The following is a 21,462-nucleotide window of genomic DNA, read 5'->3' on the forward strand; positions in this document are numbered from 1 at the left end:
GTAGTTTAAATAATAAAGAGCGAATTTACTAATTCGCTCTTTATATATATGTCAGCATCAATTAAAGATCGAAATCACCGAAATCATTGGTATCAACTTTAGAGTCAATTTGACCAACAAGGTAAGAACTCACTTCGACTTCTTGTGGTGCCACTTGTACGTTGTCAGAAACAAGCCATGCATTAATCCATGGAATAGGGTTTGAACGTGCACCAAATGGCAATGGAAGACCAACGGCTTGCATACGGATATTAGTGATATATTCCACGTATTGCACTAAAATGTCTTTATTTAAACCAATCATTGAGCCATCTTTGAACAAGTAATCTGCCCATTCTTTTTCTTGTTCCGCTGCGGCTAAGAATAAATCATAGGCTTCTTGTTTACATTCTTCTGCAATTTCTGCCATTTCAGGATCGTCTTGACCTGCAGCCATAATGTTTAAAATGTGCTGTGTACCAGTTAAGTGTAAGGCTTCATCACGAGCGATAAATTTAATGATTTTCGCATTACCTTCCATTAATTGACGTTCTGCAAAGGCAAAGGAACAAGCAAAGGATACGTAGAAACGAATCGCTTCAAGTGCATTGACGCTCATTAAGCAAAGGTAAAGTTGTTTTTTCAAATTACGCAATGTGACGACACATTCTTTGCCATCCACGGTGTAAGTGCCTTCGCCGTACAGGCTGTAAAGTTGGCTATCACGGATTAAATCATCGTAGTAAGAAGAAATATCACGCGCGCGTTTGATGATTTCTTCGTTGGTCACGATGTCATCAAACACGATAGATGGATCGTTCACAATATTACGAATAATGTGCGTGTAAGAACGGGAGTGGATGGTTTCAGAGAATGTCCAAGTCTCGATCCAAGTTTCTAATTCCGGAATAGACACCAACGGCAACAACGCTACGTTTGGGCTACGACCTTGAATGGAATCCAACAAGGTTTGATATTTTAAGTTGCTGATGAAAATGTGTTTTTCATGTTCAGGCAATGCCGCGTAGTCGATACGGTCTTGCGACACATCCACTTCTTCCGGACGCCAGAAAAAAGAAAGTTGTTTTTCAATGAGCTTTTCAAACGTCTCATATTTTTGTTGATCGTAACGTGCAACGTTAACGTTTTGACCAAAGAACATAGGCTCTTTTAATTGGTCGTTTTTAGTTTGTGAGAAAGTAGTATATGCCATGTTATATCCTTACTTATAGCGGGCTTTTACCCACTTAATGATTGATTGCCTAAAAATATCAAAAGGCGGACTTGTAAACAAGCCCACCTAAATTATTAAATCTTACAAGCGCCACCCGCACAGCCATCATCTAAATCTTCTTGGCTGTCTTCAGCACCATCACGAGTATTTTGATAGTAAAGGGTTTTTAAACCGTATTTGTAAGCGGTTAAAAGATCTTTTAACAACACTTTCATTGGTACTTTACCGTCTTCAAAACGTTTTGGATCGTAGTTGGTGTTGGCAGAGATCGCTTGATCCACGAATTTTTGCATAATACCCACTAAGTGTAAGTAACCATCATTGCTTGGGATATCCCAAAGTAATTCGTAGTTATCGCTTAAGTTCTCATAATCTGGTACGACTTGTTTTAAGATACCATCTTTTGACGCTTTAATACTTACATGACCACGTGGTGGTTCGATACCGTTTGTTGCGTTAGAAATCTGTGAAGAGGTTTCTGACGGCATTAATGCAGTTAAGGTTGAGTTACGTAAACCAAATTCTTTGATTTCGTGACGTAATGTTTCCCAATCATAATGCAATGGTTCTTGCGTTAAGCTATCGATATCTTTCTTATACGTATCGATTGGTAAAATACCTTTCGCGTAATTGGTTTCATTGAAGTATTCACATGCACCTAATTCTTTCGCTAAGTTCATGGAGGCTTTCAGTAGATAGTATTGAATCGCTTCAAATGTACGGTGAGTTAAATCGTTCGCTGAACCATCAGAATAACGCACACCATTTTTCGCTAAATAATACGCATAGTTAATTACACCAATACCAAGTGAACGACGACCTAATGAAGAGCGTTTCGCCGCAGGAACAGGGTAGCCTTGGTAATCAAGTAATGCATCTAATGCACGTACTGCAAGATCTGCCAAGTTATCTAACTCATCTAAATTATCTAATTTACCTAAGTTAAATGCAGAAAGCGTACAAAGGGCAATTTCACCATTTTCATCATGGAAATGTTGTAATGGTTTAGTTGGTAATGCAATTTCTAAACATAAGTTAGATTGACGCACCGGTGCAACAAGCGGATCAAACGGTGAGTGAGTATTACAGTGATCCACGTTTTGGATATAAATACGACCAGTTGATGCACGTTCTTGCATTAATAAAGAGAATAACTCAACGGCTTTTACAGAACGTTTGCGGATATTTGGATCCTGTTCGTATTTCACGTAAAGTTCTTCAAATTTATCTTGATCAGCAAAGAAAGCTTCATAAAGTCCAGGTACGTCTGAAGGGCTGAATAAAGTAATGTCTTCGCCTTTAATTAAGCGTTGATACATTAATTTGTTTAATTGTACGCCATAATCCATATGACGAACACGGTTATCTTCCACACCACGGTTATTTTTCAATACTAATAGGCTTTCAACTTCTAAGTGCCAAATCGGGTAGTAAACTGTCGCTGCACCACCACGTACGCCACCTTGTGAACAAGATTTGACGGCACTTTGGAAGTGTTTATAGAATGGAATACAGCCAGTGTGGAATGCTTCACCGCCTCGAATAGGGCTACCTAATGCACGGATGGCACCCGCATTTACCCCGATACCTGCACGTTGTGAAACGTATTTCACGATTGCTGCAGAGGTAGCGTTGATAGAGTCTAAGCTGTCACCACATTCAATCAATACACAAGAGCTGAATTGACGCGTAGGCGTACGAACCCCCGCCATGATAGGTGTAGGTAAAGAAATTTTGAAGGTTGATGTCGCATCATAGAAACGACGAATGTAATCCAAACGGGTTTCTTGCGGATATTTTGAGAATAAGCTTGCCGCAACTAATAAATAAAGGAATTGCGCAGATTCATAGATTTCACCGGTTACACGGTTTTGAACTAAGTATTTCCCTTCTAATTGTTTTACTGCGGCATAAGAAAAGGTCATATCACGCCAGTGATCAATAAACCCATCCATTTCATCCCATTCTTCACGAGTATAGTCGGCTAAAAGTGCAGGATCATATTTGCCCATACGCACTAATTTTTTCACATGATCGTATAAACGAGGTGGATCAAAATGGCCATACGCTTTTTTGCGCAAATGGAAAACCGCAAGACGTGCAGCAAGATATTGATAATCAGGGGTATCTTTGCTGATTAGATCTGCTGCTGCTTTAATAATGGTCTCATGAATATCGGAGGTACGAATACCTTCATAGAATTGAATATGAGAACGCAATTCAACTTGAGAAACAGACACGTTTTCCAAGCCTTCAGCCGCCCAAGTAATCACACGGTGAATTTTGTCTAAATTGATTTGTTCAAGCGTACCATCGCGCTTTGTAACCATTAATCCTTTGTTCATGGAAGATAAAACCTGCTAGAGAGATGACTTTAAAAAAACACAAGATATAGTGTTGTGGAGTATACCGATGCACAAGATAGAGTGTTTTAAAATTGAATTCAAGCAGTAAATTTTTTACTTACATTATTGACAAAAGATAAGTCATTTAAAATAAATAACTTTTTTTCGAAATGATGTTTTTTTAAGCAGGATCTTTTTTGTAAATCTTTGTAAAGAAAAAAAGTGCGGTCAAAAATTAGATGATTTTGACCGCACTTTAAGAGTTAAAAAATTAATTAATTCAAATATTTAAATACTTTTACAACTTTTTGAACACCAGTAACTTTACTTGCAATTTCTGCAGCTGAGTCACCTTGTGATTGTGTGACGTTTCCGAGTAAGAATACTTCACCATTTTCGGTGATCACTTTCACATCTGTTGCTTTTACATTATCGCCTACAAAGAGTTTAGATTTAATTTGTGTCGTAATCCAACTATCTTTTGTAATTTGCCCAAAAGTAATTTTTGGCCCAATACGTAATTCATTGTATACGTCGTTTACACCTTCTACACCTTTTGCAAGACTAGTTGCGGTTTCTTTTACACTTCCATTAGGAACTTGACCAATTAACAGTACGCGACCACTGTAAGAAACAGCATTAACACGACCTTCTGATTTAATTTGTGCATCTTTATCTAATGCGTGTCCAACTTTTAATTCTAGGGTTTCATCATCTACCTGAGTACCCATTGTTCGAGGATCTGTCGCGACTTTTGCGCCCGCAGCAGCGCCACCAACAACCGCAGCAGCACAGCCTTGTAATATAATTGATGTGCCAAGTATGAAGGCTAATTTTTTAAATTGGGTTAGTTTCATATTAATAATCTCCTTATTTATTAAAATGAGTTGGGTCAACTAATTTGTCAATTAGTCTAAGAAACACTCTAGTTAGAAAATCTTTTAATGTCAAGCTCTTGGGAAAAGTGTGCTATCAACAAGCTCACAAAGTGCGTTAATCACGAATAAATGATTTTCTAAAATACGTGTTTCTTTAGTGGCAGGAATGGAGATTTCTAAATCTGTTTCAGCCAATACACCTTGAATAGCATCGTTATTTGAACCCGTTAAAGCAATCACCTGAATTTCTTTATTGACTGCATTAGAAATCGTATTTAGCACCGCTTTTTCTGTCCCTAAAGGGGAAAAAGCGAGCAATAAATCGCCAGGTTTAGCGATAGCGTTAAATTGATGTTGATAAAGTTGATCGGTTGGTTGATCAAAAACCAGTGAAGAACCAACCGCACTTTCAAGGCTAAGTAGTACAGAAGGCAAGCTAGGGCGTTCAAAATCATAGCGATTAAGCAGATTTGATACTAAAAATTGTGCATTAGCGTAAGAGCGAGAGACCCCACAGGCTATCACTTTATGACCACTTAACAAACATTGCATCACCATTTGTGTGGCGGTGGCAATGTTTTCTGATAATAGGCTTGAAGCAGAGATTTGAATCTGAATACTTTCGCTATAAATATCTTTAACTTTTTGTAACATAATCGGAAAAGGTTAATCGAGAAAATTAGGAATCCATTGGATATCACTGGCGGTTTTTCCAAAGGCGATAAGATCAAAACGACAATCCGCATCTTCAAGGCTTAGGTTACGTTTGGCAAGCCATAAATTTGCGGCATTTAGCCATTTTTGTTGCTTTTGCCAATCCACACTTTCAACAGCGGATCCGAATGCTGAGCTGGATCGTTGACGCACTTCAACAAAAACGATCGTTTGACCGTCTTGCATAATGAGATCTAATTCACCGCATTTGAAATGTTGATTCGCTGCGATGAATTTTAGCCCCTTAGCCTCTAAGAAAAGGCGGGCTTGATGTTCAAAGCCCGCCCCTTGTTGACGTTTTAATGAAAACATGGATTAGTTCGCAACCGCTACCACGTTACCATCTTGTACTTGATACCATGTCATATCGCGATCCACATCACAGTTTGAATCTGCGCTAAGCTGACCGGTTAAACCGCTTAAGGTATAACCTGGTACTTGGCGTAATTCATTAAAGTGATTGATGAGCAACCATGCATCAGAACCCATTGCATATAAACGCATTAATTGGAATTCACCACCGGTTGAGCCGGCCACTTTTTGATATTGTGAAGAATCGCTTTGTTTAAAGAATGGTATATCACTAAATTGGACGCCATTCATTTTCGCATAGTATTCTGGTGTATTGCTTGCCGCGTTAGAACGAGAGCTTGCATAAATACGGACATTCGGATTGCTGGTATCTAAATAACCTTTAATTTCAGCCAATTCATCTGGTGAAGAGATGACATAAAGTGCACTTGTATCTTGCGGTGCACCTTGGAAGAAGTAGGTAATGTCAGCCGGTAAGTTATAGTAGCGAATATTCGCATCTGTACCCGCTAAACGTTGCCAACGCACGTTGAAAGCATTACCAACACGTTGTCCTAAATCATTTTGCGGCATGGCAACAATTGGATTGCGAATACCATCTTTCCACATTTTGTTCGCCGCAGACTCTGCTTCATCTTCTGGAGATAAACCGTAATAACAGACTTGGTTAATTGCTTGAGTGTTTGCTGTTGCGTTTAATGTGAGCACATCCATGCCTTGTACTGCACTTGGATTCGCAATGATGGCATCGACGTTTTGTTTAAGTAATGGACCCACTAACGCTTTAATACCCGATGCTTTTGCCTGTGCAATAATGTCATTAATCGGTGTAGTTGATGAGTCAAATACTTGTACAGGGATGGTTGAGTCACCTTTTGCATCGTTAAAACCTGATTGGATAGTTGTACCTAAAATTTGGCCATCGCCGCTTAAAGGTAAGACTAAACCAATTTGAGCTAAATTCGTTTGTTGGAAATTCAACAAGCTTTCTAGCTCTTTAGGGAAAAAGGTTGCCGCAACGTGATTTGGATAAGCGGATTTCCAGCTTTGTAACGCTTGGCTTAGTTGTACTGGCTGACGGATGTTGTCATTATAAGCTTTAATTAGGGTGAGCCAACCGCCTAATGCCACGCTACCTTCATCGGAGGCATTATTGATGACAGCGGTATCCGCAGAACGGAGTAACGACCAAGTTTTATCAACATTATCTTTACGACGTTGCATGTCTGTTAAATTTTCATCCATTTTGATGCGTGCTTTTACCGCTTCAATCACGTCTTTACGATTTTCTGCTGTTTGAGCAAAGGTTTCGTAATAACGAGATTTTTGTGATGGACTTAATTTAGTCAGATCGAGTGCACGTAATTTACCTTCAGCCACATCATTATTGCCTTTTGCTGCGGCGATGCGCGCTTCAATTAACGTGCGATCTAATTGTTGTGCTTCGTTTAAGTCAACTAACTCCGTTAATAGCTCTTCCGCTTGGGGTACTTTATTTTCAGAAATTAATACACGAGCTGCTAAGAGTTTGTATGTTTGTTGATCTTCTTTATCCTGTGTTTGCCCTAATTTGTTCATATAAAATTCAGAACTTGCATTGGCATCACGTTGTAATGTTTGGGTAAAGCTGCTGCCAAATAAGTTAGAACAACCTGCTAACGCAACAGACAATAAAATCGGCATTAAACGTTTTTTAAAACGACCGCCTTGTAATAGAATAGACATATTCGCTCCATAATGAATAAATCAATAATGGGCGATCTTACTTATCTCACAATGTAAAAGCAAACAAAAATGAATGATTTAACCGGAATTTTATATATTGTCGCTACGCCAATCGGGAATTTACAAGATATTACACAACGTGCTTTAGAGACCTTTTCACAAGTGGATTTAATTGCTGCGGAAGACACACGCCACAGTGGTTTATTGCTCAGTCATTATGGTATCAAAAAGCCTTTTTTCGCCTTGCATGATCACAATGAACAAGAAAAAGCACATGTGTTGGTAGAAAAGCTAAAACAAGGCACTAATATTGCATTAATTTCTGATGCGGGAACACCCTTAATTAGCGATCCCGGTTTTCATTTAGTGCGTCAATGTCGTGAGGCAGGCATTAAAGTGGTGCCATTACCCGGCGCTTGTGCTGCGATTACTGCATTATGTGCATCGGGCATTGCGTCAGACCGTTTTTGCTTTGAAGGTTTTTTGCCTGCGAAAACCAAGGCACGTAAAGATAAGTTAGAAAACGTCGCAGAAGAAGACCGCACTTTAATCTTCTATGAATCAACGCACCGCATTTTAGATACCCTTGCCGATATGCAAGATGTATTAGGTGGCGAACGCTATGTTGTACTTGCCCGTGAAATTACGAAAACGTGGGAAACCATTGCAGGGGATAAATTAAGTGATCTTCGTCAATGGTTAAGTGAAGATCCGAATCGCACGAAAGGTGAGATGGTGTTAATCGTGGAAGGCAAACCTAAATTAGAAGATAGCGAAGAATTTTCACCACAAGCAATTAAAGCACTCACTTTGATTGCCAAAGAACTCCCTTTAAAAAAGGCTGCGTCGATTGTGGCAGAACTTTATGGTTATAAGAAAAATGCCTTATACCAATTTGGATTGGATAATTTAGATTAGCCAAAAAACTATCCCACCTCTTTAGAAAAGAAGGGCTAGGGGAGATTTGGTAGAATTAATTTTTATAAATTTCGGAGAACAAATGTTAAAACAGGTTTCAGATACCTTACTTGCACCAAGCAATTTATCGCATCAATCATTGCTTAATATTTTTGATGTGATGTCACATCGTCATATTGATTATGCGGATCTTTATTTTCAATTAAGCCAAGATGAAAGCTGGGTATTAGAAGATAGTATTATTAAAGAAGGTGGCTTTCATATTGATCGCGGTGTGGGTGTACGCGCAGTTTCTGGAGAGAAAACAGGCTTTGCGTATTCCGATCAAATTAACTTAGCGTCATTACAACAATGTGCAGAGGCCGTAAAAGGTATTGCACAAATTAAAGAAGGCAATTTAATTTCGCCTCAAGCATTTAATGCGGTGAATGCGGTTCAGCGTTATGCAGCAATTAATCCGTTAGAAAGTTTAAGTAAAGAGAAAAAGATCGAGTTATTACATCTCGTGGATCGTACTGCGCGATCTGAAGATCCTCGTGTTACGCATGTCTCAGCGGCATTAAGCTCGATTTACGAAGAAGTATTAGTGGTTGCAACAGATGGCACTCTTGCTGCAGATATTCGTCCACTTGTGCGTTTATCTATTTCTGTTCTCGTGGAAGAAGATGGCAAACGTGAGCGTGGTAGCTGCGGTTCAGGTGGACGCTTTGGCTTAGATTGGTTTTTTGAAGTGGTAAATGGGGACATTCGTGCCGTTAATTTTGCCAAAGAAGCGGTTCGTCAAGCCCTTGTGAATTTAAGTGCGGTCGCTGCACCAGCTGGATTAATGCCTGTGGTATTAGGGGATGGTTGGCCGGGAGTGTTGCTCCATGAAGCAGTAGGACATGGTTTGGAAGGGGATTTCAATCGCAAAGAAAGTTCCTTATTTACGGGTAAAATTGGTGAGTTAGTGACGTCGCCATTATGTACAATTGTGGATGACGGCACATTACAAAATCGCCGAGGTTCTTTAACCATTGATGATGAAGGTGTGCCTAGTCAATGTAACGTTTTAATCAAAGACGGGATTTTGCAAGGCTATATGCAAGATAAACTTAACGCTCGATTAATGGGTGTGAAACCAACAGGGAATGGTCGCCGTGAGTCTTATGCGCATTTGCCAATGCCACGAATGACGAATACTTATATGTTAGCGGGTCAAAGCAAATTTGAAGATTTAGTGGCTTCAGTAGATCGCGGTATTTATGCACCGCACTTTGGTGGTGGGCAAGTGGATATCACCTCAGGTAAATTTGTGTTCTCGACTTCTGAAGCTTATCTGATCGAAAAAGGTAAAATCACCAAACCGGTTAAAGGCGCTACATTGATTGGTAGCGGTATCGATGTGATGCAAAAAGTCTCTATGGTCGCAGATAAAACAGACTTAGATCTTGGTATCGGTGTATGCGGCAAAGATGGCCAAAGTGTGCCAGTCGGTGTTGGTCAGCCAGCCTTAAAAATAGATGAAATCACCGTTGGTGGAACCAATTAAATATACAGCCCGATAATCATATCGGGCTTTTTATTTCCTTCGTATATAAGTGCGGTCTGTTTTTTATCTATTTTTGATTAGTCAGTTTCTGATGAATAATCATTGTGTTAGACTAAAAGTTAAGTACCCTACGCGTTTATCTCGATTCTTTTATGATCCCTATCACAATATCTTGTAAAACCAGTTAAAAAAATTCCCCAAATAACCTTAATAAGTGATACATTTACCATCGCATGACTTTTTGTCATTTAAGAGACAGGGACAGGCGTGAGTTTGTCTGAAATTTCATCAACCAGAGGGAAACATTTATGTTAATTGGTGTACCTAGAGAACTGCTTGATAGCGAAAATCGTGTGGCGGCGACGCCAAAAACGGTTCAGCAGATCTTAAAACTGGGCTTTGACGTCATCGTAGAACACGATGCAGGATTCAAAGCAAGTTTTGAAGACCAAGCATTTATCGACGCCGGCGCAAAAATTGGCTCAAGTTCAGAAGTGTGGCATTCGGATGTGATTTTTAAAGTGAATCCACCAACGGATGCAGAAATTGATCAAATGAAGGAAGGTGCAACACTTGTGAGCTTCATTTGGCGGGCACAAAATCCGGATTTAATGAAAAAACTCACGTCGAAAAAAATTAATGTATTAGCGATGGATTCTGTGCCACGTATTTCCCGTGCGCAAGCGCTTGATGCATTAAGCTCTATGGCGAATATTTCTGGTTATCGTGCGGTGATTGAAGCAGCTCATGAATTTGGTAGTTTCTTCACTGGACAAATTACTGCAGCAGGTAAAGTACCACCGGCAAAAGTGTTAGTCATTGGTGCGGGTGTTGCAGGTCTTGCGGCGATTGGTGCAGCGAATAGCCTTGGTGCGATTGTACGTGCTTTTGACTCTCGTCCTGAAGTAAAAGAACAAGTACAAAGTATGGGCGCGTCTTTCTTAGAAATTGATTTTAAAGAAGAAGGCGGTAGTGGCGATGGTTACGCGAAAGTGATGTCAGAAGAATTTAACCGTCGTGCGATGGAGCTTTATGCGGAACAAGCCAAAGAAGTGGATATCATTATTACCACCGCGGCGATTCCGGGTAAACCTGCACCTCGCTTAATCACAAAAGAAATGGTTGATTCCATGAAACCAGGTGCTGTAGTGGTGGACTTAGCGGCTGCAACTGGTGGTAACTGTGCTTACACTGAAGCAGGTAAAGTCGTCACCACTGAAAACCAAGTGAAAATCATTGGTTACACCGATTTCCCAAGTCGTTTACCAACACAATCTTCCCAACTTTACGGTACAAACTTAGTTAATTTATTAAAACTACTTTGTAAAGAAAAATACGGCAAGATCAATATCGATTTTGAAGATGTGGTATTACGCGCAGTGACTGTGGTACTTGATGGTGAAGAAATTCCACCAGCGCAAATCCAAGTGTCAGCACAACCAAAACAAGAAGCGAAAGCGGCACAAAGTGCGGTTAAAAAAGAGGAAGAAAAACCAGCAGATCCTCGCATCAAATATGGTGTGATGGCGGGTGTAGGTGTGTTATTCCTCTGGCTTGCATCTGTGGCGCCAGCGGCATTCCTTTCTCACTTCACCGTATTCGTATTGGCTTGTGTAGTTGGTTACTACGTGGTTTGGAACGTTAGCCACGCTCTACACACCCCGCTTATGGCGGTAACCAATGCGATTTCAGGTATCATCATTGTGGGTGCATTACTGCAAATTAGACAACCAACAGGCAACTTCTTTATTGATGCATTAGCCTTTGTGGCAATCTTGGTGGCAAGCATCAACATCTTTGGTGGTTTCCGTGTAACCCAACGTATGTTGGCGATGTTTAGAAAAGGTTAAGGAGAAGACGATGTCTGAAGGTTTAGTACAAGCAGCCTATATTATCGCTGCATTACTTTTCATTATGAGCTTAGCCGGTCTTTCTAAACATGAAACGGCAAAAGCCGGTTGTTGGTATGGTATTGTCGGTATGACAATTGCCCTTGTTGCAACCATTTTCGGCCCGCAATCTGAAGGTACATTATGGATCATTATTGCGATGATCATCGGTGGCGTGATTGGTGTTCAACGTGCATTAAAAGTTGAAATGACAGAAATGCCTGAACTCGTTGCGATCCTTCACAGTTTTGTAGGTTTAGCAGCAGTGCTCGTAGGCTTTAACAGTTACGGTTTAACACACGAAACCGATCCTGTGTTAATGAATATCCATAACGTTGAAGTATTCTTAGGGATCTTCATCGGTGCGGTAACATTCACGGGTTCTATCGTAGCATTCGGTAAATTAAGCGGCAAAATCAATTCAAAAGCGTTAATGTTGCCACATCGCCATAAATTAAATTTAGCGGCATTAGTGGTTTCAGCTTTCTTGATGGTGGCATTCTTAAACAACCCAGATAATATCTTCCCAGTGTTACTCATGACCGCGATTGCACTTGCATTCGGCTGGCACTTAGTGGCATCTATCGGTGGTGCGGATATGCCGGTTGTGGTTTCAATGCTTAACTCATACTCTGGTTGGGCAGCGGCTGCAGCAGGTTTCATGCTAAGCAATGACTTGCTTATCGTCACTGGTGCATTAGTGGGTTCTTCTGGTGCGATTCTTTCTTACATTATGTGTAAAGCGATGAACCGCTCATTTATCAGCGTTATTGCGGGTGGTTTTGGTAATGATGTTCAAGTATCTTCTGATGAAGAACAAGGCGAATACCGTGAAACAACCGCAGAAGAAGTGGCTGAATTACTCAAAAATGCAAGCTCTGTGATCATCACGCCAGGATATGGTATGGCGGTAGCACAAGCGCAATATCCAGTGGCTGAACTTACGGCGAAATTGCGTGAGCGTGGTATTAACGTTCGTTTTGGTATTCACCCTGTTGCAGGTCGTTTACCGGGTCATATGAACGTACTTTTAGCGGAAGCGAAAGTGCCTTATGACATCGTGCTTGAAATGGATGAAATCAATGATGATTTCGCGGATACCGATGTGGTATTAGTTATCGGTGCAAACGACACCGTAAACCCAGCAGCGATGGAAGATCCAAACAGCCCAATCGCAGGTATGCCGGTGTTAGAAGTATGGAAAGCACAAAACGTTATCGTATTTAAACGCTCTATGGCGGTAGGTTACGCGGGAGTTCAAAACCCATTATTCTTCAAAGAAAACACTCAAATGCTCTTTGGTGATGCAAAAGAACGTGTTGATGACATTCTTACTGCATTAAACAAATAAGCAAAAAACTGAAATAAAACTGACCGCACTTTGAGAGATTAAAGTGCGGTTTTTTATCGATTGAATTTTTCTTGTAATTATTTAGAATGATTCAATATTTAATTTTTAAAGAGAATTTTATGAATAAATCCTTATTTTTCTTATTGCTTTTTTCTTTTTCAACTTCTGCTTTCGCATTATTTCCAATTGAGAATGATTGGACAAAGCATCACTTGCAAGGAAAAGTGAAATCAATTAAATCCAAGGATGAAGGTAATTCAGCCTTGCCCGATAATGGGACAGTAAGTTATCTAGATAGCTTTTATAACGAACAAGGCTTTTTGATAAAAGAAAAGGAACAGGGCGTTCTTTTTGATAAAAAAAAGATCACAATTCGTTACTATAAGTATGATGATCAGAATCGATTATTAGAAATTCAGGATGATAATGTGACTGAAACTAATCCAGAGCTAAAAACCTTTAGTAAATTTTATCGTTATTTAGAAAATCAGGATGGTAGTGGTGTCGTGCAGTTTGTAGAATATAAGGATACACCAGATTTTTCATCATCATATAAAGAACATTTTTATGATAAAGCGGGTACTTTGCTCAAAACTCAAGAGTATGATGTAGAGAATAAAACAACATCAGATATAAAAAAATACGACTATGAGAATGGCAAACTGAGTAAAATATGTCGTATTGAAGATAATGTAGAAAGAGATTGCGATACTTATCATTACGAAAATGATGGTTCATTTACCGAATCTTTAAACGTTTTTATCAATAGTGTGAAAAATTCTTTTGATAAAAATTATCGCTTATTAAAAAGTGAAATGTTTAGCGTTGGAATACGCATCAACTGGATAACCGTATCATACCAATTTGATAAACATGGCAATGTTATTGAAGAGATAATCTATAATAAAGATGGTGTATGGAAAACCAAAAAGACTTATCAATATGAGTATTATGAATAGGATTCAATGTAAGCGCTGATAGTAAAATGGAGTTGTTTTTTATCAGATGTGTCTTGCTAAAAAATATAAAAGTGCGGTCAAAATTGACCGCACTTTTTACATTAACGTTGAATCAAATAGCGTAATTTAGTGCCATCTTGTTCCACGCTTAATAGTGTGTAACCGTGGTTTTTAGTATCAACAGGAATGTTGTTGATGGATTGGGCACAGTCACTTAATAGCTCTAAAATTTCGCCTTTTTGTAATTGTGGCATAGTTTCGAGCATCACGATCGCTGGATACGGGCAAGGTTCACCTAGCGTATCTAACGTATAATCTGGGGTGATGTCTTTTGGATCTTTATCTAATTTTTGAACAACGGTAAATGCCATAATAATGTCCTCTTTTTTTGAATGAATTCGTTAATATTTAATTAGCAACCACAAGCTTGTGGATTTGCTGCAGCGATTTTTGCTTTGGCTTTTTTCAAGAAGTGGTGTTCCCACCAAACAACAGCGATTAAGCAGAGAATAAGCAAGCCGTAATTTACTAATAAACCGCCAACAGGGCCAAAGGATTTCAATAAGTTAAGTTTTTCGTAATCTAACGCAAGCACAGGGGCAAGATCGTCCCAGGCGTAGGCTAAATAGGTTGAACCGATAACATTGCCTAAGCCCACCCACATAAAGTGAACTTGACCTTCCATTGAGCGATACATCCAACCGGTTTCACATCCGCCCGCTAATACAATACCGAAGCCAAATAATAAACCACCGATAATTGCATTTGGACCCGCCCACATGATTTTGGCTGGTACGCCTAATTGAATGTAGCTGAATACGCCGAGCGTACCCACGATAATACCGAAGATAATCGCTTTTGCCATATAAGCACGGCCAGTTACCCATAAATCACGGAAGGCAGAGGTAAAGCAGATTTGAGCACGTTCAATTAATAAGCCAAAAGCTAACCCACAAAGCATTGCAAAACCGAGTTTGACGGAGTTTGTCATCACATAAAGTGAAGCAATCAGGTAAGCAAAAAAGATCACCATACCAATCCAAAAACGACGACTCGCTTGTTTCGGGTCAGTTTCTTGTAATTTTGCCGCGCCTTTTTTCAATTCTAATTTCACGCGAAACATCGGTAGTAAGGTCACTTTTACCCCGGCATAAGTACCTACGGCAGTGGCAATAGTGAAAAACCAAGCATGAACAGAAAATTGTGGAATACCCGTGAAGAGAGAGGCAAGGTTACAGCCCATTGCTAAACGTGCACCAAAACCGGCTAATGCACCACCAATGAGAGCTTGAACAATACGACGTTTGTGCGGTTGATTACGCCATTTCACGTTGTTTGCCCAAAGTGCAGCAGAAATACATCCCGCGAACATACCTAAGATCATCACGCCATCAATACGGGTGAAGATCGTGCCTTGCATACCGATAATTTTATAATAGCTCCAGTCGGATACATCGACGCCTAGCGCTTGCAAAGCATGGCCACCCCAACGGGTAAATTCCCCGGTAACCGCCCAATAAGTGCCAGTTACCCCAAAGTAATAAGCTGAAATTAGCCCTGCAGCAATAACTGCAGCGACAGGATTCCAGTATTTGATCAGATAATTTTGTTTGAATTGCTGCAAAATCTCTTTCATGAATGAGTAAATCCTTAAAATGAAATGATGATTTGCAAGTGTGGTATAAAATGAAGAGATTTTTGAAGTGTCTGCCATTTTCCTATACACAAAACTTGCGATATAAGACAAATGAATTGTCGAGCGAAATAATAGCATTTGTTTTTTGTTAATGCACGAGGGGAGGGATAATTATTTGTGGGTAATTTTGAATTTTAAGATGAGAGAATAAAGTCAATCTATAGTCCTTATTTTTTCCGCAATATCAATTTTTCAATTAAAAAAACGAAGACTAGGGTAATAAGCATCGTAAGTCCACCAGCTAGAATAGCTAATAAACAAATTACCCAGGCAGATTTGTCCATATTAAGGAAAGCAAAGAAATAGAAACCAAATAGTAGGGAAAATATACACCATAATCCCCAACTTAATTTGGAATATTTATTGAATAGAAATTCAAATAACCCTTCAAAAAATAAATGGAAAAAACATTCAAAGATAATATTACCCATACGTTGTTTCAATGCTAAGTCATAATAATGATTTGTTTAGACAAACTTTCTGTCTGCCTAAATGTTAAGAGAAAACTTAAACAGGCAATTTCATTTCTCGGATACGCATGGTTAATCCATCGATTAACAATAAACGTCCGCATAAATTTGAACCGATTTTTAACCGCACTTTGATGGCTTCTAAGGCTTGAATAGAGCCAATAATACCCACAATTGGCGCGAGTACGCCCGCCTCTACACAACTTAAAACATTTTGCCCAAAGAGCTGGCTAAGTTGGCGATAGGTTGGGGTATTGGGTTCATAAGTAAAGACGGATACTTGTCCTTCTAAACGAATCGCCGCACCTGAAATTAGCGGGATCTTCGCTTTCTCACAACCACTATCGAGCGCATTACGAATATCCACGTTATCGGTACAATCTAATATCACATCAAAGTGCGGTATGATTTCCGCGAGTTTTTCTTCGGAAAGTTGCGCATAGATGGTTTCAATTTCGACATGAGGATTAATCTGTTGTAACGCGATTTTAGCCGATTCCACTTTAGGCATATTTAATCGGCTATCAGTATGTAACACCTGACGTTGCAAATTAGAAAGCGATACGGTGTCGAAATCCAACAAAGTTAAATGACCCACACCAGCGGCGGCAAGATATTGACTTGCCGCACAGCCTAAACCGCCCAGACCGACAATTAACATTCGGCTGTCTTTCAGCTTTTCTTGCCCGTCAAAATCAACCGCTTTTAAGATGATTTGGCGGTTATAGCGTAGTTCTTCGTCGTAGCTTAATTCAGCCATTATTGCCCCAATAGGTGATTAAACGGTTCAATGGTAACGATTTCGCCTGCAGCCACATTGCCGCGATCTTTTTCGAGGCGAATAAAACAGTTACTTTTCACAAAAGAACTGAATAAATGCGAGCCTTGGAAACCCACTGGGTGTACTTCAAGTTGACCATTTTCATTAATTTGATAGAAACCACGTTGGAAATCTAAACGTCCCGGTGATTTTTTCAAATTGGTTTGGGCAATCGCTTGAAAGTGCGGTTGTTTTTTCGGGTGTTTTTTACCGCTTAATTTGGCAATAGCCAGTTGCACTAATTGATAGAATGTCACTAATGCAGAAACGGGATTGCCAGGTAAACCGCAGAACCAAGCATTTTCTAATTTACCGAAAGCAAATGGCTTGCCGGGTTTCATCGCAATTTTCCAGAAATTCACTTGGCCCACTTTTTCTAACACGGTTTTCGTAAAGTCAGCTTCACCCACCGAAACACCACCACTCGTGATAACAAGATCGGCCTGAGCTTGTGCTTTCACAAAAGCCGCTTCAAATTCTGCTTGGTTATCCGGCAGAATACCGAAGTCGAGCACGTCACAATTTAATTTTTCTAGCATTAATTTCACGGTGAAACGGTTGGTATCGTAGATTTGTCCCGCTTCTAATGGTTTGCCAACAGGCACTAATTCATCACCCGTTGAAAGCACAGCCACTTTTAATCGTGGGTAAGCTTTCACTTCAGCGATGCCTAATGATGCAAGTAAAGGTAAAGAAACGGCATTTAATTCATCCCCTTGATGTAATACCACATCACCTTTTTTCACATCCTCACCAATACGACGGATATTTTGATTGGCTTTTGGTAATGCGGAAAAAGTCACAGTTCCATCTTCATTAACCGTGACATCTTCTTGCATAACTACTGCATCAGCACCTTCTGGAATCATCGCACCCGTCATAATTCTGACCGCACTTTGTGCTATCCATTCCCCTTGAAACGGATTACCCGCAAAGGATTTTCCCGCAACAGAAAGTGTCATAGATTGCTGTAAATCGGCTAAACGAACCGCATAGCCATCCATCGCGGAATTATCAAAAGAAGGTACGTTAATCGGAGAAACCACATCTTCCGCACAGACACGATCAGCGGCTTCAGTTAAAGCAAGAGTTTCAGTTTTTGTTGGGAAGGGAAGTTGGTTGAGCATTTGCGCCAAGGCATCTTCAAGTGGCAACATAATGAATCCTTTGGGTTGAGCGAAATAAAAGTGGATATATTGTAGCCCGAAATACAATATGAAGGAAATTAATAAATTAGGGTGATTTTTCGCATTTTACGAATAATTCATCTTTTGCTAAAATGACGCATTATTTTTTTATAAATGGAAAGTGAATGAACGCTATTTCACCTGATGCGGAAAGTGTCCGCCGCGCCTTGGTAGCCAAAGGTATCGAAACACCAATGATTGATCCGACTCAATGTAAAGATGAGCGCCGTGCGGCGATTGCTTCGCATATGCGTGAAGTGATGAAATTGATTGGATTAGATCTGCGTGATGATAGCTTAGAAGAAACGCCAAATCGTTTAGCTAAAATGTTTATTGATGAAATTTTCAGTGGAATGGACTACGCCAATTTCCCGAAAATGACGAAAATCAAAAACCAAATGAAAGTGAGCGAAATGGTGCAAGTGAATGACATCACGTTGACCAGTACTTGCGAACACCATTTTGTGACAATTGATGGTAATGTTGCCGTCGCCTATTACCCGAAAGATTGGGTGATTGGCTTGTCTAAAATCAATCGCATTGTGGCGTTTTTTGCGCAACGCCCACAAGTACAAGAGCGTTTAACCGAACAGCTTTTAACGGCATTTCAAACCATTTTAGAAACCGATGATGTGGCAGTTTATGTGAAAGCGACACATTTCTGTGTGAAAGCTCGCGGAGTAAAAGATACCCATAGTTATACAGTGACATCAGCCTATGGCGGGGTCTTTTTAGAAGATCGCGAAACCCGCAAAGAATTTTTATCTTCCATTTAGAAGTAAAAAAAGCACCGAATGCTCGGTGCTTTTTGTTTAAGATTTAGTTTCTAACACTTAATTTCTCAAATTCATCGAAGAATGTTGGGAAGGTTTTAGCCGTACATTTCGGATCTAAAATCGTGACGGGGGTATCCGATAAAGCAATCAACGCAAAGCACATTGCCATACGGTGATCATTATAGGTCTCAATTTCGGCATGTTTAAATTGAGAAGAGGCAAGTGGTTGAATGCGAATGAAATCTTCACCTTCTTCAACTTCCGCACCGACTTTTCGTAACTCAGCAGCCATAGCTGAAAGGCGATCAGTTTCTTTCACTCGCCAGTTATAAATATTGCGAATAACGGTTTCACCCTTTGCAAATAAAGCGGTTGTCGCGATAGTCATGGCTGCATCAGGAATGTGGTTCATATCCATATCAATGCCATGGAGTTCAGCTTGTTCAGCTTCAATAAAATCTTCACCCCAAGTGATTTTGGCTCCCATTTTTTCTAGCACATCGGCAAATAGGCGGTCGCCTTGAATGGAATGCTTACCAATTCCTGTCACTTTTACATTGCCTTTAATCGCGGCGGCGGCAAGGAAATAAGAGGCAGATGAAGCATCACCTTCCACCATATATTTGCCAGGTGACAAATAGGATTGGTTACCTTTCACCTTAAACACTTGATAATGTTGATTTTCAACTGAAATACCAAAATCTTTCATCATAGCGAGGGTGATATCAATATAAGGTTTTGAAACTAAATCACCCACAATATGGATATCTAAATCGCCTTCAGCAAGAGGTGCTGCCATTAAAAGTGCGGTCAAAAATTGAGAAGAAATTGAACCGTCAATTGTAATCACTCCACCTTTAATCCCTTGATTACGAATCGCAACTGGTGGGTAACCGTCATTTTCTAAATAACGAACATTAGCCCCCGCTTGAAGAAGTGCATCAACTAAATGTTTGATCGGGCGTTCTTTCATTCGAGGCTCACCGGTCAAAATGACTTCGCCTTCAGTGTTACCTTTTAAACAAAGCGCAGCCGTTAAAGGACGCATGGCTGTACCGGCATTACCGAGAAACAGCGACAAGCCATTTTCAACCTGAAATGCGCCACCTAATCCTTCAACTTCATAGCAAGTTTTGTCTTCAGAAAGCTGGTAATTTACACCTAAAGCTTTAAGGGCGTTTAGCATATGACGAATGTCATCACTGTCTAACAAGTTAGTGACCGTTGTGGTGCCTTTAGCCAATGCCGCTAATAATAATGCACGGTTCGATAAACTTTTCGAACCCGGTAAGTTGATCTCACCTTCAATGCGAGAAATTGGCTCTAAAGTGATTGCTTTCATTACAAGACCACCGTTTTATTTTTATACACAAAAATACGATCATGTAAGGCAAGATCAAGCGCACGGCTTAATACTGTTTTTTCCACATCACGGCCTGCACGCATCATGGCATCGGCAGAGTAAGTGTGATCCACATTAATCACATTTTGCATAATGATCGGACCTTGATCCAATTCATTATTAATAAAGTGGGCCGTTGCACCAATAATTTTCACACCGCGTTCATAGGCTTGTTGATAAGGTTTTGCACCAATAAATGCCGGTAAGAATGAATGGTGAATATTAATCACACGATTTGGATAACGTGCTACGAATTCTGGATTTAATACACGCATATATTTTGCTAATACAATGTAATCAGGTACATATTCATCAATTTTTTCAGCCAGTAATTTATCATGTTCCACACGAGTGAGACCTTCATGACTGACACAATGGAATGGAACGTCAAAACGTTCAACTAATTCGCGTAAATTATCGTGATTTCCAATTACTGCCGCAATTTCTACATCTAACGCACCGTAGTAATTTTTCATTAAAATATCACCTAAGCAATGCGCTTCTTTGGTGACTAAAATCACGATACGTTTACGTTTTGCACTGATTAGACGACAGTTTGTCCCTTTCGGCAAACTATAATTTAAATCAGCCAACAAGGTTTCTTCATTAAAAATCCCTTCCAATTCGGTACGCATAAAGAAATGTTTCGTTTCAAAATCAACGAACTCATTGTTATGAAGGATATTTAATTGATGTTTGTAACAAATATTGGTGATTTTGGCGATTAAGCCTTTATCATCAGGACAATCGGTCAGTAATATTTTCTTTTCTAACATAATAAATATTTTGCAAGATAAATAAAAAAAGAGAACCCATAAAAATGGGTTCTACATTGTTAATGTGAAATTAGATTTCAAAAGAAGCTAAAGAGGCACCTTTATCTAAGGCCTTTTGAATCACACGAGGTGTACGGCCTTGACCTGTCCATGTTCTTTCTTGACCAGTTTCATCAGTATATTTGTATTTTGCCGGGCGAGGTTCACGTTTTTTACGAATTGAAGAAGGGGCAATACCGATAATTGCAGTTAATTCTTCCGAAGTGATACCTTCTTGTTTAATTAATTCTTTATATTTGGCAATACGAGCACGACGTTCTTGTTCAGCTTGTTCAATTTCAGCCGCTTGAGCACGTTTTTCTTCAACGGCAGCTTGTAATTTTAAAAGTGAGCTTTCGGCTTGCTCTAATGTTAAATCGCGTACAGCAGCACGTAAACTACGAAGGTTCGTTAAACCTTTTGTTAATTCGTTCATTATTACCCCTTTATATGTGTGAATG

Annotated in this window: 19 protein-coding genes; 6 read left to right on the forward strand and 13 right to left on the reverse strand. The window is 39.7% G+C overall.

The window, feature by feature from the left end:
- Positions 1-61: 61 nt before the first annotated feature.
- From nrdB to DPV85_RS07600, 6 genes are all read right to left on the reverse strand, one after another.
- Positions 62-1,192, reverse strand: a complete 1,131-nt coding sequence (gene nrdB, locus DPV85_RS07575) for a class Ia ribonucleoside-diphosphate reductase subunit beta (RefSeq protein WP_014065539.1) — start codon at positions 1,190-1,192, stop codon at positions 62-64.
- A 95-nt stretch (positions 1,193-1,287) separates the two neighbouring features.
- Positions 1,288-3,558: a class 1a ribonucleoside-diphosphate reductase subunit alpha gene (gene nrdA / locus DPV85_RS07580; RefSeq protein ID WP_111327602.1), complete on the reverse strand. Its 2,271-nt coding sequence runs from the start codon at positions 3,556-3,558 to the stop codon at positions 1,288-1,290.
- A 275-nt stretch (positions 3,559-3,833) separates the two neighbouring features.
- Positions 3,834-4,415 carry a division/outer membrane stress-associated lipid-binding lipoprotein gene (dolP, locus tag DPV85_RS07585; RefSeq protein ID WP_111327603.1) on the reverse strand — a complete coding sequence of 194 codons (582 nt, stop codon included), beginning with the start codon at positions 4,413-4,415 and terminating at the stop codon, positions 3,834-3,836.
- A 90-nt stretch (positions 4,416-4,505) separates the two neighbouring features.
- Positions 4,506-5,090, reverse strand: a complete 585-nt coding sequence (locus DPV85_RS07590) for a D-sedoheptulose-7-phosphate isomerase (RefSeq protein ID WP_111327604.1) — start codon at positions 5,088-5,090, stop codon at positions 4,506-4,508.
- Between the two features lie 12 nt (positions 5,091-5,102).
- Positions 5,103-5,462, reverse strand: coding sequence for a YraN family protein (locus tag DPV85_RS07595; protein WP_049365807.1), 360 nt, complete (start codon positions 5,460-5,462; stop codon positions 5,103-5,105).
- 3 nt (positions 5,463-5,465) lie between these two features.
- The gene (locus DPV85_RS07600) at positions 5,466-7,187 is read right to left on the reverse strand and encodes a penicillin-binding protein activator (protein ID WP_111327605.1); all 1,722 of its coding nucleotides are present in this window, start codon (positions 7,185-7,187) and stop codon (positions 5,466-5,468) included.
- Between the two features lie 69 nt (positions 7,188-7,256).
- Between DPV85_RS07600 and rsmI the strand changes: the two genes are divergently transcribed.
- The 5 genes from rsmI to DPV85_RS07625 all read left to right on the forward strand — a co-directional run bounded on the left by rsmI (position 7,257) and on the right by DPV85_RS07625 (position 13,835).
- Entirely contained in the window at positions 7,257-8,105 is an 849-nt protein-coding gene (gene rsmI, locus DPV85_RS07605) for a 16S rRNA (cytidine(1402)-2'-O)-methyltransferase (protein WP_111327606.1), read from the forward strand.
- 82 nt (positions 8,106-8,187) lie between these two features.
- Positions 8,188-9,636: a metalloprotease TldD gene (tldD, locus tag DPV85_RS07610; RefSeq protein ID WP_111327607.1), complete on the forward strand. Its 1,449-nt coding sequence runs from the start codon at positions 8,188-8,190 to the stop codon at positions 9,634-9,636.
- A gap of 308 nt (positions 9,637-9,944) precedes the next feature.
- Positions 9,945-11,486 carry a Re/Si-specific NAD(P)(+) transhydrogenase subunit alpha gene (gene pntA, locus DPV85_RS07615; RefSeq protein WP_111327608.1) on the forward strand — a complete coding sequence of 514 codons (1,542 nt, stop codon included), beginning with the start codon at positions 9,945-9,947 and terminating at the stop codon, positions 11,484-11,486.
- A 10-nt stretch (positions 11,487-11,496) separates the two neighbouring features.
- Positions 11,497-12,876 carry a Re/Si-specific NAD(P)(+) transhydrogenase subunit beta gene (pntB, locus tag DPV85_RS07620; RefSeq protein WP_049368844.1) on the forward strand — a complete coding sequence of 460 codons (1,380 nt, stop codon included), beginning with the start codon at positions 11,497-11,499 and terminating at the stop codon, positions 12,874-12,876.
- A 119-nt stretch (positions 12,877-12,995) separates the two neighbouring features.
- Entirely contained in the window at positions 12,996-13,835 is an 840-nt protein-coding gene (locus DPV85_RS07625; RefSeq protein ID WP_111327609.1) for a hypothetical protein, read from the forward strand.
- 101 nt (positions 13,836-13,936) lie between these two features.
- Here DPV85_RS07625 and yedF read toward each other — a convergent pair whose 3' ends face one another.
- From yedF to moeA, 4 genes are all read right to left on the reverse strand, one after another.
- Positions 13,937-14,206, reverse strand: coding sequence for a sulfurtransferase-like selenium metabolism protein YedF (gene yedF / locus DPV85_RS07630; protein WP_005696304.1), 270 nt, complete (start codon positions 14,204-14,206; stop codon positions 13,937-13,939).
- A gap of 41 nt (positions 14,207-14,247) precedes the next feature.
- Positions 14,248-15,471, reverse strand: a complete 1,224-nt coding sequence (yedE, locus tag DPV85_RS07635) for a selenium metabolism membrane protein YedE/FdhT (RefSeq protein WP_070775294.1) — start codon at positions 15,469-15,471, stop codon at positions 14,248-14,250.
- A 567-nt stretch (positions 15,472-16,038) separates the two neighbouring features.
- Positions 16,039-16,761 carry a molybdopterin-synthase adenylyltransferase MoeB gene (gene moeB, locus DPV85_RS07645; protein WP_111327611.1) on the reverse strand — a complete coding sequence of 241 codons (723 nt, stop codon included), beginning with the start codon at positions 16,759-16,761 and terminating at the stop codon, positions 16,039-16,041.
- A complete protein-coding gene (gene moeA, locus DPV85_RS07650) occupies positions 16,761-17,978 on the reverse strand; it encodes a molybdopterin molybdotransferase MoeA (RefSeq protein WP_111327612.1) in 1,218 nt (405 codons plus the stop codon). The genes moeB and moeA overlap by 1 nt, the downstream gene beginning before the upstream one ends.
- A 155-nt stretch (positions 17,979-18,133) precedes the next feature.
- Here moeA and folE point away from each other — a divergent pair, with 155 nt between their 5' ends.
- Complete coding sequence (gene folE / locus DPV85_RS07655) at positions 18,134-18,784, forward strand: GTP cyclohydrolase I FolE (protein WP_111327613.1); 651 nt, start codon at positions 18,134-18,136, stop codon at positions 18,782-18,784.
- 43 nt (positions 18,785-18,827) lie between these two features.
- On the opposite strand, the gene aroA is transcribed toward folE, so the two are convergent.
- The 3 genes from aroA to DPV85_RS07670 form a co-directional block, all read right to left on the reverse strand.
- The gene (gene aroA / locus DPV85_RS07660; protein WP_111327614.1) at positions 18,828-20,126 is read right to left on the reverse strand and encodes a 3-phosphoshikimate 1-carboxyvinyltransferase; all 1,299 of its coding nucleotides are present in this window, start codon (positions 20,124-20,126) and stop codon (positions 18,828-18,830) included.
- Positions 20,126-20,962 (reverse strand): formyltetrahydrofolate deformylase, encoded by an 837-nt coding sequence (gene purU / locus DPV85_RS07665; protein WP_111327615.1) that lies wholly within the window; start codon positions 20,960-20,962, stop codon positions 20,126-20,128. Before purU ends, aroA begins: the two co-directional genes overlap by 1 nt.
- Positions 20,963-21,032: 70 nt before the next feature.
- Positions 21,033-21,437 carry an H-NS family histone-like protein gene (locus tag DPV85_RS07670; protein WP_111327616.1) on the reverse strand — a complete coding sequence of 135 codons (405 nt, stop codon included), beginning with the start codon at positions 21,435-21,437 and terminating at the stop codon, positions 21,033-21,035.
- Positions 21,438-21,462: the final 25 nt, after the last annotated feature.

The sequence above is a fragment of the Haemophilus parainfluenzae genome, from assembly GCF_003252725.1.
GTDB classification, from domain to species: Bacteria; Pseudomonadota; Gammaproteobacteria; order Enterobacterales; family Pasteurellaceae; genus Haemophilus_D; species Haemophilus_D parainfluenzae_L.

Bases quoted from the DNA above. Each gene is read 5' to 3' on its own strand.
- nrdB (WP_014065539.1), bottom strand. From the start codon at position 1,192: ATGGCATATACTACTTTCTCACAAACTAAAAACGACCAATTAAAAGAG.
- nrdA (WP_111327602.1), bottom strand. From the start codon at position 3,558: ATGAACAAAGGATTAATGGTTACAAAGCGCGATGGTACGCTTGAACAA.
- dolP (WP_111327603.1), bottom strand. From the start codon at position 4,415: ATGAAACTAACCCAATTTAAAAAATTAGCCTTCATACTTGGCACATCA.
- DPV85_RS07590 (WP_111327604.1), bottom strand. From the start codon at position 5,090: ATGTTACAAAAAGTTAAAGATATTTATAGCGAAAGTATTCAGATTCAA.
- DPV85_RS07595 (WP_049365807.1), bottom strand. From the start codon at position 5,462: ATGTTTTCATTAAAACGTCAACAAGGGGCGGGCTTTGAACATCAAGCC.
- DPV85_RS07600 (WP_111327605.1), bottom strand. From the start codon at position 7,187: ATGTCTATTCTATTACAAGGCGGTCGTTTTAAAAAACGTTTAATGCCG.
- rsmI (WP_111327606.1), top strand. From the start codon at position 7,257: ATGAATGATTTAACCGGAATTTTATATATTGTCGCTACGCCAATCGGG.
- tldD (WP_111327607.1), top strand. From the start codon at position 8,188: ATGTTAAAACAGGTTTCAGATACCTTACTTGCACCAAGCAATTTATCG.
- pntA (WP_111327608.1), top strand. From the start codon at position 9,945: ATGTTAATTGGTGTACCTAGAGAACTGCTTGATAGCGAAAATCGTGTG.
- pntB (WP_049368844.1), top strand. From the start codon at position 11,497: ATGTCTGAAGGTTTAGTACAAGCAGCCTATATTATCGCTGCATTACTT.
- DPV85_RS07625 (WP_111327609.1), top strand. From the start codon at position 12,996: ATGAATAAATCCTTATTTTTCTTATTGCTTTTTTCTTTTTCAACTTCT.
- yedF (WP_005696304.1), bottom strand. From the start codon at position 14,206: ATGGCATTTACCGTTGTTCAAAAATTAGATAAAGATCCAAAAGACATC.
- yedE (WP_070775294.1), bottom strand. From the start codon at position 15,471: ATGAAAGAGATTTTGCAGCAATTCAAACAAAATTATCTGATCAAATAC.
- moeB (WP_111327611.1), bottom strand. From the start codon at position 16,761: ATGGCTGAATTAAGCTACGACGAAGAACTACGCTATAACCGCCAAATC.
- moeA (WP_111327612.1), bottom strand. From the start codon at position 17,978: ATGTTGCCACTTGAAGATGCCTTGGCGCAAATGCTCAACCAACTTCCC.
- folE (WP_111327613.1), top strand. From the start codon at position 18,134: ATGAACGCTATTTCACCTGATGCGGAAAGTGTCCGCCGCGCCTTGGTA.
- aroA (WP_111327614.1), bottom strand. From the start codon at position 20,126: ATGAAAGCAATCACTTTAGAGCCAATTTCTCGCATTGAAGGTGAGATC.
- purU (WP_111327615.1), bottom strand. From the start codon at position 20,962: ATGTTAGAAAAGAAAATATTACTGACCGATTGTCCTGATGATAAAGGC.
- DPV85_RS07670 (WP_111327616.1), bottom strand. From the start codon at position 21,437: ATGAACGAATTAACAAAAGGTTTAACGAACCTTCGTAGTTTACGTGCT.